General features: G+C 69.4%; 12 protein-coding genes. 6 read left to right on the top strand and 6 right to left on the bottom strand.

Going from position 1 to position 13026, the window contains the following annotated elements; all coding sequences use genetic code 11:
* Positions 1–179: 179 nt before the first annotated feature.
* The 4 genes from AB0P11_RS01850 to AB0P11_RS01835 are packed head-to-tail and all read right to left on the bottom strand — an operon-like array spanning position 180 to position 3306.
* On the bottom strand, positions 180–1358 hold the full coding sequence (locus tag AB0P11_RS01850) for an SLC13 family permease (RefSeq protein ID WP_363519276.1): 1179 nt from the start codon (positions 1356–1358) through the stop codon (positions 180–182).
* Positions 1359–1391: 33 nt separating this feature from the next.
* Entirely contained in the window at positions 1392–1748 is a 357-nt protein-coding gene (locus AB0P11_RS01845; RefSeq protein ID WP_053098543.1) for a YciI family protein, read from the bottom strand.
* Complete coding sequence (locus AB0P11_RS01840; RefSeq protein WP_363519273.1) at positions 1745–3118, bottom strand: sigma-70 family RNA polymerase sigma factor; 1374 nt, start codon at positions 3116–3118, stop codon at positions 1745–1747. The genes AB0P11_RS01845 and AB0P11_RS01840 overlap by 4 nt, the downstream gene beginning before the upstream one ends.
* Positions 3115–3306, bottom strand: coding sequence for a hypothetical protein (locus AB0P11_RS01835; protein WP_150115145.1), 192 nt, complete (start codon positions 3304–3306; stop codon positions 3115–3117). The genes AB0P11_RS01840 and AB0P11_RS01835 overlap by 4 nt, the downstream gene beginning before the upstream one ends.
* 285 nt (positions 3307–3591) lie before the next feature.
* Between AB0P11_RS01835 and AB0P11_RS01830 the strand changes: the two genes are divergently transcribed.
* The 6 genes from AB0P11_RS01830 to AB0P11_RS01805 are packed head-to-tail and all read left to right on the top strand — an operon-like array spanning position 3592 to position 11352.
* Complete coding sequence (locus AB0P11_RS01830) at positions 3592–3681, top strand: potassium-transporting ATPase subunit F (protein ID WP_056276367.1); 90 nt, start codon at positions 3592–3594, stop codon at positions 3679–3681.
* Positions 3681–5366, top strand: coding sequence for a potassium-transporting ATPase subunit KdpA (gene kdpA, locus AB0P11_RS01825; RefSeq protein WP_363519269.1), 1686 nt, complete (start codon positions 3681–3683; stop codon positions 5364–5366). The genes AB0P11_RS01830 and kdpA overlap by 1 nt, the downstream gene beginning before the upstream one ends.
* A 1-nt stretch (position 5367) precedes the next feature.
* Positions 5368–7506, top strand: coding sequence for a potassium-transporting ATPase subunit KdpB (kdpB, locus tag AB0P11_RS01820; protein WP_363519266.1), 2139 nt, complete (start codon positions 5368–5370; stop codon positions 7504–7506).
* A 41-nt stretch (positions 7507–7547) separates the two neighbouring features.
* On the top strand, positions 7548–8147 hold the full coding sequence (gene kdpC, locus AB0P11_RS01815; RefSeq protein WP_363519264.1) for a potassium-transporting ATPase subunit KdpC: 600 nt from the start codon (positions 7548–7550) through the stop codon (positions 8145–8147).
* 14 nt (positions 8148–8161) lie between these two features.
* Positions 8162–10684, top strand: coding sequence for an ATP-binding protein (locus AB0P11_RS01810; RefSeq protein ID WP_363519944.1), 2523 nt, complete (start codon positions 8162–8164; stop codon positions 10682–10684).
* Complete coding sequence (locus AB0P11_RS01805; protein ID WP_053098537.1) at positions 10681–11352, top strand: response regulator; 672 nt, start codon at positions 10681–10683, stop codon at positions 11350–11352. Before AB0P11_RS01810 ends, AB0P11_RS01805 begins: the two co-directional genes overlap by 4 nt.
* Before the next feature lie 131 nt (positions 11353–11483).
* Here the strand turns inward: AB0P11_RS01805 and AB0P11_RS01800 are convergent, their stop codons facing one another.
* Together AB0P11_RS01800 and AB0P11_RS01795 are read right to left on the bottom strand one after the other, a co-directional pair.
* Positions 11484–12278 (bottom strand): TspO/MBR family protein, encoded by a 795-nt coding sequence (locus AB0P11_RS01800; protein WP_363519260.1) that lies wholly within the window; start codon positions 12276–12278, stop codon positions 11484–11486.
* A 98-nt stretch (positions 12279–12376) separates the two neighbouring features.
* Entirely contained in the window at positions 12377–12940 is a 564-nt protein-coding gene (locus AB0P11_RS01795; RefSeq protein ID WP_056277669.1) for a TetR/AcrR family transcriptional regulator, read from the bottom strand.
* Positions 12941–13026 lie beyond the last annotated feature (86 nt).

Raw genomic sequence — 13026 nt, 5'->3', positions numbered from 1 at the left:
CATACATCAGGCACTGAAGTTTCACCGGATCCGACGGCATGTGCGTAGCGTTGTGGAGTAGGGCAGCGACCCTCACCCGGCACACACTCCCCATGTCGTGCCGCGGACCTCCCCCAGATCCCGTGACGCGAGTCGCTGCCCTTTTCCCTCCCCTGCGGCCGGGATCGGGATGCCGGATCTCAGCCTGCGACCAAGGCGAGCACGAGCGTGGCGACCAGCACCGTCGGCACGGCGACGATCGCTCCCCAGAGCATCAGGCTGCCCCAGCGGATCTCGACACCCAGCGACACCACCCTGTGATGCCAGAGAAGGGTGGCGAGCGATGCCCACGGGGTGATCAGGGGGCCGAGGTTCACGCCGATCAGCAGCGCCATGAGCGCGACCGGATCGCCGGCTGTGGGTTCGAGGATCAGGTAGGCGGGCAGGTTGTTGACCCCGTTCGCGGCGAGCGCGCCCGCCGCAGAGAGACGCAGCAGCTCTGCGGGCGCGTGGCCACTGGTCGCGAGGACCGACAGGAAGTCGAGGATGCCGTTCGCGTGCGCGGTCTCGACCACGACGAACAGGGCCGCCGCCAGGCCGATCGCCTGCCATGGCACGAGCGAGAGTCGCAGCACATGGCAACGCCGGATGCCGAACACGACGATGAGCACGAGCGCTGCGACCGTCGCGGGGATCCACACGTCATGGGTCACTGCGAGCAGCGGCATCAGGAGCAGCAGGATGGCGGACGCCGCCCAGAAGAGCATCCGGTCGGAAGGGGCACCGCCTGTCGGAGTGCGATACCCGCCGAAAAGCGTGCGCCGGTGTCGCAGCGTGAGGATCACGACGGGCACGAGCACCCCGACCAGAGTCGGCGCCCAGCTCAGCGCGAGGAACGCGAGCGGGTCGTCACCGATCGACCGTGCCGCGAGCAGGTTGGTGAGGTTCGACACGGGCAGGGCGAGGGACGCCGTGTTCGCCAGCCACACGGTGACGAGGGCGAACGGCAGCGGGGGGATGCCGACGCTCTGCGCGAGCACGACCACGACCGGCGTCACGATCACCGCCGTGGTGTCGAGCGACAGGAACACCGTGCTGATGACGGCGAGCACCACGACCGACAGCCACAGCAGGATGACCCGCCCGTGGCCCCATCGAGCAAGACGCTGCGCGACGACGTCGAACACCGCAGCGTCCCGGGCCAGCTCGGCGACGACCGTGATCGCGATGACGAACCCCAGCACCGGTGCGATGCGAGCGCCGAGCGCCCCGGCATCCGCGGGTGGAAGGATGCCCGTGACGATGCAGACGAGTGCGACGGCGATGAGCGCCAGGACGATGATCGTCCCCGCTCCCAGCCGCCGTCGCGTCGCACTCACTCGCTGAGTGTAGATCCGGTGGGGGTGTGTTCCTCAGTCCTCGTCCCAGGGGAGCTTCACCACCGGCAGGATGTAGACCCGCCCCATCACGGCGGTCGGATGCTTCGCCATGAAGCTCGCCGCCTCGTCGATCGACTCGGCGGTGACGATGTCGTAGCCGGCGAACCATTCCTTGAACTCCGGGAACGGGCCGTCGGTGACGAGCACCTTGCCGTCTCGCACCGCCACCGACTTGGCTTGGTCCGCCCCGGCGACGGGTGCGCCCTCGCCCAGGCTGCCGGCCGCCCTGCCCTCATCCGCCCAGTCTTCGAGAAGGCGCTGATCCTCTCCCTGCGGCATCGTGCCGCCGGTCGGGTCGGTCATGTGGATCACGAGGTACTTGTTGCTCATCTGCTCTCTCCATTCGTCGTGCGCCCGGACTCCCCGGGTGCGAGGGGCGCCGCGAGCTCGTCGCGGCGTCGGGTCAGGTGGATGATCTCCGCGGTGTTGTCGGCGAGGGCGATCGCGCGCTCGTAGGCAGCCCGAGCATCGTCCGGCCGGTCCGCAGCGCGCAGCAGCTCTGCACGCGTCACGTGGAAGGCATGGAACTGATCCAGCGCATCGCGCAGCGTCTCCACGATCAGCAGTGCTCGTTCGGGCGAGTCCCTCTCTGCGACGGCGACCGCCCTGCTGAGGGTCACGACCGGGCTGGAATCGATCCGCTCGAGCTGCTCGTAGAGTCCGACGATGCGCGCCCAATCGGTGTGCTCGGCATCCGTCGCCCGCACATGCACCGCGTTGATCTCGGCCAGCAGTCGGTGACGACCGGGGGCCGCGGTGGGTGGCTCGTCGAGCAGTGCGAGGCCTCGACCGATGAGCTCGTGGTCCCACGAGCCACGGTCCTGTTCATCTAGGCGCACCAGCTCGCCGCCGTCGGTGACGCGTGCCGCGGCGCGCGCCTCGCTGAGCAGCATCAACGCCAGCAGACCCGTGACCTCCTCGTCGGCGGGCAGCAGCTCGCGGAGCAGTCCGGTGAGCCGGATCGCCTCGCCCGTCAGTTCGCGACGCAGTGCGGGCACTCCGGCCCCGGACGCGAAATACCCTTCGTTGAAGATCAGATAGAGCACTGCGAGCACTCCGTCGATCCGGAGGCGGAGGTCGTCGGCAGCCGGCATCCGATACGGGATCCGTTCGGTCTTGATCTTCGCCTTGGCTCGGGTGATGCGCTGCCGCACCGTGGACTCCGGGATGAGGAATGCCCGCGCGATCTCTTCGACGGTGAGTCCGCCCACGATCCGCAGGGTCAGGGCAACGCGCGCTTCGAGCGACAGCGCCGGGTGGCAGCAGGTGAACAGCAGACGGAGGCGATCGTCGTCGATGACGCCCGTCGGCTCCGGTGGTTCGGGATCGTGCAGCATGAGAGCCTCCCGCTGCTTGGCGTCGCGGAACGACTCCCGGCGGAGCCGATCGATGGCCTTGCGGTAGGCCGTGGTGGTGATCCAGCCAGCAGGGTTGGGCGGCACTCCCTCGTCCGGCCACCGCTCAGCGGCCGAGGCGAACGCCTCAGCAGCCATCTCCTCGGCGAGGTCGAGATCACCGCACCGTCGGGTGAGTCCTCCCACGATGCGCGCCCACTCGTCGCGATAGACCTGCGTGACGTGCGCACCGGCGTCGGCGTTCACCGAGGCTCCTCGATTCGATTCCGGCGCTGCATCACTCAGACTCTCTCCGTCCGCTCGTTCGAGCAGGTCGCGCTCCGAGCCTGCCGTCAGGATGATCATCCCGGTTCCCCGCTTCCGCCGGAAGAGATGCGCGCCCAGAGGCGGCGAGCGCGCACACGGAGGGAAGGTCGCCGGATCAGACCAGGATGCTCGAGCGCCGTCCGACGTCGCACGATCTGCTCCTCGGCGTGCTCAGCCTCGAGCCGGTAGACGAGGTTCGCCACCATCGGGTCGTTGTACACAGTCACCACCGCACCTCTCGCGTCTGAGGCCCCCCCGGATCGGGGACCTCCTACCCGAACCACGAACGACGAACGACGGATGCGACAACGCGTCGCGAGATAGTCGGATCGACCCCGAGATGTGAGCAAGTCGCATGCATCCCGCACGGCCCCGTAGGCAAAGCGTGAGGATCGCCATATGCCGGTCCGCACGGGAGTTGTATCGAGTCTCGTGCTCGACATCATCTACATCGCGCTGACTCTCGCGCTGTTCGCCCTCGTCTCTCTTGTCGCGAAGGGGGTGGAACGACTGTGATCGTCTTCGAGATCATCGCCGCCGCCCTCGCCGTGGCCGCCGTCGTCTACCTCGTGGTGGCTCTCGTCGCCCCGGAGAAGTTCTGATGGGCGCGGGTGCCGACATCTGGTTCGGCGTCCTGCAGGCCGCCGTCCTCATCATCGCCCTCGTGCTGCTGTACCGCCCGGTGGGCGACTACATGGCCCACGTCTTCAGCACCCCGCGCGACCTGAAGGCCGAGCGCGGCCTGTACCGACTGATGGGCGTCGACCCGGCATCCGAGCAGACGTGGCGGGCCTATGCCCGCAGCGTGCTCGCGTTCTCGGTCGTCGGCCTGCTGCTCGTCTACGGGCTGCAGAGACTGCAGAGCTTCCTGCCCCAGTCGCTCGGACTCCCGGCCGTGCCCGAAGGGCTCGCGTTCAACACCGCGGCGTCATTCGTCGCGAACACCAACTGGCAGTCGTACTCGCCCGAGCAGACCATGGGCTACACCGTGCAGCTCGCCGGCCTCACGGTGCAGAACTTCGTCTCGGCCGCCGTCGGTCTGGCCGTCGCGGTCGCGCTGATCCGCGGCCTCGCGCGCCGCGGCTCGACCACGATCGGCAACTTCTGGGTCGACCTGATCCGCGGGCTCGGACGCATCCTGCTGCCGATCGCTCTGATCGCCGCCATCGCCCTGATCGCGGGCGGCGTGGTGCAGAACTTCGCCGGCTTCACCGACGTGACCACGGTCTCGGGCGGCACGCAGACCATTCCCGGCGGACCCGTCGCCTCACAGGAGGCCATCAAGCTGCTCGGCACGAACGGCGGCGGCTTCTTCAACGCCAACTCGGCGCATCCGTTCGAGAACCCGACCGGCTGGACCAGTCTGCTGCAGATCCTGCTGATCCTCGTGATCCCGTTCTCACTCCCCCGCACGTTCGGTCGCATGATCGGCGACAACCGCCAGGGCTATGCGATCGCCGCCGTGATGGGAACGATCTTCCTGATCTCGACTTTCGCGCTCTCGGCTCTCGAACTCGCCGGCCGCGGCAGCGCCCCCGAACTCGCCGGCGCGGCGATGGAGGGCAAGGAGGTGCGCTTCGGCATCCTCGGCTCGACCCTCTTCGGCAGCGCCAGCACCCTGACGTCGACGGGTGCGGTCAACTCGATGCACGACTCGTACACGGCGCTCGGCGGCATGATGCCGATGCTCAACATGATGCTCGGCGAGGTCGCCCCCGGCGGCGTCGGATCGGGTCTCTACGGGATGCTCGTGCTCGCGATCATCGCGGTGTTCGTCGGCGGACTGCTGGTGGGCCGCACCCCGGAATACCTCGGCAAGCGCATCGGCCCGAAGGAGATCAAGCTCGCGAGCCTCTACATCCTCGTGACGCCGACCCTCGTGCTGGCGGGCACCGCACTGAGCTTCGCGATTCCCGGCATCCGAGCGGATGTCGAAGCGACCAGCATCCTGAACCCGGGCGTGCACGGCATGAGCGAGGTGCTCTATGCCTTCACCTCGGCCTCGAACAACAACGGCTCGGCCTTCGCCGGCCTCACCGCGAACACCCCGTGGTTCAACACCGCACTGGGCATCGCGATGCTGCTCGGCCGGTTCCTTCCGATCGTCCTCGTGCTGGCCCTGGCCGGATCCTTCGCCGCACAGCAGCGCGTGCCGGAGAACACCGGAACCCTGCCCACGCACCGACCGCAGTTCGTCGGCCTCCTCACCGCCGTCACGGTCATCATCACGGCACTCACCTACTTCCCCGTGCTCGCACTGGGACCCCTCGCTGAAGGACTCGTCTGACATGACCCTCACCACCACGCCCTCGGAACAGCAGGATGCTCCGGCATCCGCCCCGACCGCACCGCCCCGCTCATTCGGCTGGGCACAGCTGACGCAGGCCCTGCCCGGCGCCCTGCGCAAGCTCAACCCCGCGTCGCTCGTGCGCAACCCCGTGATGCTCCTCGTCTGGGTCGGTGCCGCATTCACGACCGTGCTCGCGATCGCCGAGCCGTTCCTCGGCGGCCCGGCCGACTCCGGCGGAACACCCGTGCCCGCACCCTTCACCTGGGGCATCGCGATCTGGCTGTGGCTGACCGTGCTGTTCGCCAACGTCGCCGAGTCCGTGGCCGAGGGCCGCGGCAAGGCCCAGGCCGCGAGTCTGCGCAAGACCCGCACCAGCACGATGGCCCGCAAGGTCGTCCGCTATGACTCGGCGACGGATGCCACGGCCGAGCGCACCGAGGCGGTCGACGTCTCATCGGCCGAGCTGCAGCGCGACGACATCGTGATCGTCACGGCCGGCGAGCTGATCCCCGGCGATGGCGACATCGTGGCGGGCATCGCGACCGTCGACGAATCGGCCATCACCGGCGAGAGCGCCCCGGTCATCCGCGAGTCCGGCGGTGACCGCAGCGCCGTCACCGGAGGCACCCGCGTGCTGTCGGATCGCATCGTCGTGCGCATCACCTCGAAGCCCGGCGAGACGTTCGTCGACCGCATGATCGCGCTCGTCGAGGGCGCCAGCCGTCAGCGCACACCCAACGAGATCGCGCTCAACATCCTGCTCGCGAGCCTGTCGATCGTGTTCGTCGTAGTGGTTCTCGCGCTCAACCCGATCGCCTCGTATGCGGCCTCGCCCGTCAGCATCCCGGTGCTGATCGCCCTGCTCGTGTGCCTGATCCCGACCACGATCGGCGCCCTGCTCTCGGCCATCGGCATCGCCGGCATGGACCGTCTCGTGCAGCGCAACGTGCTCGCGATGTCGGGCCGCGCCGTCGAGGCCGCAGGCGACGTCACGACGCTGCTGCTCGACAAGACCGGCACCATCACCTACGGCAACCGCCGCGCCCACGAGGTGCTGCGCCTCGGCGGCGTCGACCCCGACGAGCTGCTTCGTGTCGCTGCCCTCTCATCCCTCGCCGACCCCACGCCCGAGGGCGCCTCGATCGTCGAGCTGGCGCTGAGCCGCGGCATCCGGGTCGACGAGCCCGCGGATGCCGTAGTCGTGCCGTTCACCGCGCAGACCCGCATGTCGGGACTGGACCTCGCCGACGGGACGCAGATCCGCAAGGGCGCAGGCTCGGCGATCGACGCCTGGCTCGGGCTCGACACGGATGCCGAACTCACCGGCCTCGTCGACGGCGTGGCCTCGAGCGGCGGCACCCCGCTGGTGGTCGCCGTGAAGCGTCCAGCGGGATCCGGCGAGGTGCTCGGCGTCGTGCACCTCAAGGACATCGTGAAAGACGGCCTGCGCGAGCGGTTCGAGGAACTGCGCAGCATGGGCATCCGCACGGTCATGATCACGGGCGACAACCCGCTGACCGCCGCCGCGATCGCGAAGGAGGCGGGCGTCGATGACTTCCTCGCCGAGGCCACTCCCGAGCAGAAGCTCGAGCTCATCAAGCGCGAGCAGGAGGGCGGCCGACTCGTCGCCATGACGGGCGACGGCACGAACGACGCCCCCGCTCTGGCCCAGGCCGACGTCGGCGTCGCGATGAACACGGGCACGTCGGCCGCGAAGGAGGCCGGCAACATGGTCGACCTCGACTCGGACCCGACCAAGCTCATCGACATCGTGCGCATCGGCAAGCAGCTGCTCATCACTCGCGGCGCGCTCACGACCTTCTCGCTCGCGAACGACATCGCCAAGTACTTCGCCATCATCCCGGCGATGTTCATGGGGGTGTTCCCGGGCCTCGCGGCGCTCAACATCATGCAGCTGCATTCGCCGGCGTCCGCGGTCACCAGCGCGATCATCTTCAACGCGATCGTGATCGTCTTCCTCATCCCGCTCGCGCTGCGCGGGGTGAAGTACCGGCCGGCGAGCGCCTCGCAGATCCTGCAGCGCAACCTGCTCATCTACGGCCTCGGCGGAGTGATCGCACCGTTCATCGGCATCAAGCTGATCGACCTCGTCATCACTCTCATCCCCGGCTTCTGACCGGCGTCCGTCTTCGTCCTTCTCGCATCGAAAGGCACTCCATGTCCTCCTCCCGCACCGTCGCCCGCACCACCGGCGTCGCCATCCGCGCGATGCTCGTGCTCACCCTCGTGCTCGGCGTCGGCTACACGCTCGTCGTCACCGGCATCGGTCAGCTGCTCCTGCCGTTCCAGGCGAACGGCTCGCCGCTGGGCGACGACAAGGACAGCTCGCTGATCGGTCAGTCCTTCACGGATGCCGACGGCGACGCGCTGCCCGAGTACTTCCAGTCGCGTCCGTCGGCCGCCGGTGACGGCTACGACGGGGCCGCGTCCAGCGGCAGCAACCTGGGCCCCGAGAACCCCGACCTCGTCGCGGCGATCGACGAGCGCCAGGCGGCCATCGCCGAGCGCGAGGGCGTGAGCACGGATGCCGTGCCGGCCGACGCTGTGACGGCATCCGGATCCGGCCTCGACCCGCATATCAGCGTCGCGTACGCGCTGCTGCAGGTGCCGCGGGTGGCGGCCGAGCGCGACCTGCCCGCGCAGCAGGTGCGCGACCTCGTGGAGTCTAGGATTCAAGGGCGGGATCTGGGATTCCTCGGCGAAGAACGCATCAACGTCGCCGAACTCAATCTCGCGCTCGATGAGCAGGAGGGCTGATGACGGCAGAGCGGATGCCGCGGCGCGGCCGACTCCGCGTGCTGCTCGGCGCAGCCCCCGGTGTCGGCAAGACCTTCGAGATGCTGGTCGAAGGGCGTCGGCTGCTCGACGAGGGCCGCGACGTCGTGATCGCGATCGTCGAGACGCATGAGCGCGCGGCGACCGCCGCGCAGACCATCGGCATCCCCGAGATCCCCCGTCGCACCGATCTGCACCGGGGTGTGCCGCTCAGCGAGATGGACCTGGATGCGGTGCTCGCACGCCGACCCGAGATCGCGCTGGTCGACGAACTCGCGCATACCAACACCCCCGGCTCGCAGAACCCGAAGCGCTGGCAGGACGTCGGTGCGCTGCTCGACGCGGGCATCGACGTCGTCACGACCGTGAACGTGCAGCACATCGAGTCGCTGAACGCGGTGGTCGAGAAGATCACCGGCATCGCGCAGCAGGAGACGATCCCGGATGCCGTGGTGCGCGCCGCCGACGAGATCGAGGTCGTCGACCTGGCACCGCAGTCGCTGCGCGACCGTCTCTCCGCCGGACTCGTCTATCCGGCGGAGCGGATCGACGCGGCCCTGTCCAACTACTTCCGGCTGGGCAACCTCACGGCTCTGCGTGAACTCGCGCTCCTGTGGCTCGCCGATGAGGTCGACAGCGCGCTGCGCAGCTACCGGGCCGACCACGGCATCGAGGGCACCTGGCAGGCGCGCGAGCGCGTGGTCGTCGCCCTCACCGGCGGACCCGAGGGCGAGACGCTGCTGCGCCGAGGGGCCCGCATCGCCGCACGCTCGGCCGGGGGCGAACTGCTCGCCGTGCACGTCGCCGCGCAGGACGGGCTGCGCGATGAGACCCCCGGCGCCCTCGCCGCGCAGCGGTCGCTCGTCGAATCTCTCGGCGGCAGCTTCCACCAGATCATCGGCGACGACATCCCCGGCACGCTCGTCGAGTTCGCCCACGGGGCGGATGCCACTCAGCTCGTGATCGGTGTCAGCCGGCGTGGGCGTCTCGCGGCGGCGCTGACGGGACCGGGCATCGGCTCGGAGGTCATCCGCCGCTCCGGCGACATCGACGTGCACATCGTCACCCACGCCGCCGCCGGCGGCCGCGTCGCACTCCCCCGCATCACCGGCGGCGCCCTCGGCTGGCGACGTCAAGCGCTCGGGTTCGCACTGGCGCTCGTCGTCGGCCCGCTGCTCTCGTGGGCGATGTTCGCGTTCCGCAGCCCCGAGTCCATCACGGTCGAAGTGCTCGCCTTCCAGCTGCTCGTCGTGATCGTGGCCCTGGTGGGAGGCGTGCGGCCTGCCGTCTTCGCGGCGGTGCTGTCGGGCATCACCCTCGACTTCCTGTTCGTCGCCCCGCTCTTCACCATCACGATCGCGCACCCGCTGCACGTGCTCGCCCTCGCGCTGTACGTGACCATCGCCATCCTCGTCAGCATCATCGTCGACCAGGCCGCCCGACGAGCCCGCACCGCCCAGCGCGCCGCCGCGGAGGCAGAGCTGCTCGCGGCCGTGGCCGGCAACGTGCTGCGCGGCGACAACGCGGTGCTCGCCCTCGTCAGCCGCACGCGCGAGGCGTTCGGACTCACCGGCGTCCGCCTGCTCACCGCCGACGGCGAGGTGCTCGCCAGCGACGGCGAACCCGTGCCCGACGGACGCGCCACGACCATCCCGGTCGGTGCCGGAGGATCGGCACCCGCCGTGCTCGAGCTGCACGGCGAACCCCTCGACACCCCCGCCCGACGCCTGCTCGACGCGATCGTCGCGCAGCTGACGGCGGCCATCGAGCACACCGACCTGCGTGCCACGGCGCGCGAGGTCGCTGCCCTCGCCGAGACCGACCAGGTGCGCAGCGCCCTGCTCTCGGCGGTCAGCCACGACCTGCGCCGCCCTCTGGCCTCGGCCGTCGCCGCGATCGGCGGACTCCGCGGGGCGCACGCGCTGTCGGCATCCGATCGGGAAGAGCTGCTCGCGACCGCCGACGAGAGCCTCGCGACCCTGTCGTCGCTCGTGACCGACCTGCTCGACGTCAGCCGGGTGCAGGCCGGAGTGCTCGCCGTCTCGACCATGCGGCTCGATGTCGCCGGCCCCGTGCTCGCGGCCGTCGACGAGCTCGGCCTCGGGCCGTCGGATGTCGAGCTCGCGCTCGATGCCCGGCTGCCCGCCGTGTCGGCCGACCCGGTGCTGCTGCAGCGAGTGCTCGTCAACGTCATCGCGAACGCCCACCGTCACGCGCCCGCCGAAAGCCGGGTGATCGTCTCGACGAGCACGATCGGCGACCACGCCGAGATCCGCATCATCGACCGCGGTGCCGGCGTTCCCGCCGAGAAGCGCGACGAGATCTTCCAGCCGTTCCAGCGCCTCGGCGACACCGACAACACCACCGGCCTCGGCCTCGGCCTCGCCCTCTCGCGCGGATTCGCCGAGGGCATGGGCGGTACCCTGACACCCGAGGACACCCCCGGCGGTGGACTCACCATGGTCATCTCGCTGCCCCTCGCAGCAGAGCCCGACATCATGCAGGAGGAGACGGAGTGAAGCTCCTCATCGCCGACGACGACCCGCAGATGGTGCGCGCACTGCGCATCACCCTCGCCGCCCACGGGTACGAGGTCGTGGTCGCCCCCGACGGCGCGGCCGCCGTAGCCGTCGCCGCACAGACTCACCCCGACCTCATCATGCTCGACCTCGGCATGCCGCGGCTCGACGGCATCGAGGTGATCCAGGCGCTGCGCGGCTGGACGACCGTGCCGATCATCGTCGTGTCGGGTCGCACCGGGTCCGCCGACAAGGTCGAGGCCCTGGATGCCGGAGCCGACGACTTCGTCACCAAGCCCTTCCAGGTCGACGAGCTGCTCGCGCGGCTGCGGGCGCTGTCTCGTCGGGCGGTGCCCGCGGGCGGGGAATCCACCGTCGGATTCGGCGATGTGGTGGTCGACCTCGCGACGAAGACGGTCACCCGGGCGGGTGCGCGCGTGCACCTGACACCGACCGAATGGCGCATGCTCGAGCACCTCGCCCGGCATCCCGGAGCCCTGGTCACCCGGCAGGACCTGCTCAAGGAGATCTGGGGCAGCGAACAGGTGTCCGACTCGGGCTACCTGCGGCTGTACATGTCGCAGTTGCGCAAGAAGCTCGAGGCCGAGCCGAGCGCACCGGTGCACCTGCTCACGGAGTCGGGCATGGGCTACCGTCTCGTGCTCTGAGCCAGGTCTGCCGTTCTCGTCATTCTCGGTTCACAACTCAGCATGAGCTGCTGTCAACCGACGGAATCGGCGGGTTCACCTCGTCGCACGCACGATCTGTGCTGAGTTGTGAACGCCGACCGAGCGCAGAATCAGAGGGCGATGTCGGCGCGAGGGCGGCGCAGCACTCCCCAGACACCCGCGGCGACGAGGGCGACCGCGACGACGATCGCGGCGATCGCGGTCACGGTGCTCTCGGGTTCGCCGGTCAGACGACCGACGGCGAGCCATCCGAGACCCCATGCGGTCGCGAGGGCAGGGGCGATGCGCTTGGTGACGAGGGCGCTGGCAACCCCGAGCACGAGCACGACGGCGAGCACGGCGACCGCCCAGATCTCGGCCTGATCAGCCCAGCTCTCGGGCGCGATCTGCGTGAGCCAGGCAGTGGTGTTCGCGACGGTCGCGATGGTGACCCAGCCGAAGTGCAGGCCGTTCGCGCCGTCGACGACGATGCGCTCGGGCCAGGTGCGGGCACGGCTGCGGCCGAGGATCACGATGACGCGAGCGAGGGTCGCGAGCAGCAGGGCGATCACGATGACCGTCAGCGGCAGGGAGAGGAACTGCGCCGTCACGAGCCAGAGCCCGTTGAGGATCATCGACGCGGCGATCCATCCGCCGACAGCTCGCTGGCGCTCATCCGCCCGCTGCGCCGGAAGCGCCTGCCACACCGTGTAGGCGATGAGGCCGATGTAGATCAGCGACCAGATCGAGAAGGCGGGGCCGGCCGGCGCGAGGTATGAGCCCTGCGCCGAGAGCGCTCCATCCTGCAGCTCGCTGACCGAGGTGCCACCGAAGGCACCGGATCCGACGGCCGCTGCGATGAGCATGAAGGTGGCCGAGGCGATGATGATCGTCTGGCGGGCGATGTCCTGCGTCCGGGAGTCCATGCTCGCAACATACGCGCGCGAGGGCGCAAACGCACCAGCCTTGACACCGGGATGCATAAACGCTAGCCAAGCTAGCTAAATCTGCTCTCCCGTTGCGGTCAGGCGGCGACGGCGGCGTCGATCAGCACTTCGGCGGCGTTGCGCGCCTGCACGGCGACCTGCGGGTCGGCGGCGATCGCCGCGGTGCTCTGCGCACCCTCGGCGAGGATCGACAGCTGCGCGGCGAGGGATGCCGGCGCTCCGGCCGCCACGACGAGGTCGGCCATGTACGCCTGGAACGACGCCTTGTGATCGCGCACGATCTCGGCCACCTCGGGGTTCGTGCCACCGAGCTCGCCGAACGCGTTGATGAACGCGCAGCCGCGGAAGTCGTCAGTGCAGAACCAGTCCTCGAGGTACCCGTAGACGGCGAGCAGGCGTTCGCGGGGGTCTGCCCCGGCATCCGCCACGGCTCCCGTGAGTCCCGACTCCCACTCCCGATGCTTGCGCGCGAGGACGGCCGTGACGATGTCGGTCTTGGATGGGAACAGGGCATAGAGGCGACGCAGCGACACGCCGGCCGCAGCCCGCAGCTCATCCATGCCGACGGCCGCGTATCCCTTGCGGTAGTAGAGCTCGTCGGCCGCCGCGAGGATCTGTTCACGCACTGTGTCGTCGGTCATCACCCCAGTGTACTTGACATGAGAACGAGCGTTCTCTACAGTGAAGACATCAGTGAGAACGACCGTTCTCACCGGACCGAAAAGGA

The sequence above is a fragment of the Microbacterium sp. NPDC079176 genome, assembly GCF_040686675.1.
Lineage (GTDB): Bacteria > Actinomycetota > Actinomycetes > Actinomycetales > Microbacteriaceae > Microbacterium.
The sequence above is the reverse complement of the archived record's forward strand: the minus strand, read 5'-3'. Positions and strand labels throughout refer to the sequence as shown.

Coding starts and splice junctions, on each gene's coding strand:
- AB0P11_RS01845 (WP_053098543.1), bottom strand. CDS start 1,748: ATGAGCAACAAGTACCTCGTGATCCACATGACCGACCCGACCGGCGGC.
- AB0P11_RS01840 (WP_363519273.1), bottom strand. CDS start 3,118: ATGATCATCCTGACGGCAGGCTCGGAGCGCGACCTGCTCGAACGAGCG.
- kdpA (WP_363519269.1), top strand. CDS start 3,681: ATGGGCGCGGGTGCCGACATCTGGTTCGGCGTCCTGCAGGCCGCCGTC.
- kdpB (WP_363519266.1), top strand. CDS start 5,368: ATGACCCTCACCACCACGCCCTCGGAACAGCAGGATGCTCCGGCATCC.
- kdpC (WP_363519264.1), top strand. CDS start 7,548: ATGTCCTCCTCCCGCACCGTCGCCCGCACCACCGGCGTCGCCATCCGC.
- AB0P11_RS01810 (WP_363519944.1), top strand. CDS start 8,162: ATGCCGCGGCGCGGCCGACTCCGCGTGCTGCTCGGCGCAGCCCCCGGT.
- AB0P11_RS01800 (WP_363519260.1), bottom strand. CDS start 12,278: ATGGACTCCCGGACGCAGGACATCGCCCGCCAGACGATCATCATCGCC.
- AB0P11_RS01795 (WP_056277669.1), bottom strand. CDS start 12,940: ATGACCGACGACACAGTGCGTGAACAGATCCTCGCGGCGGCCGACGAG.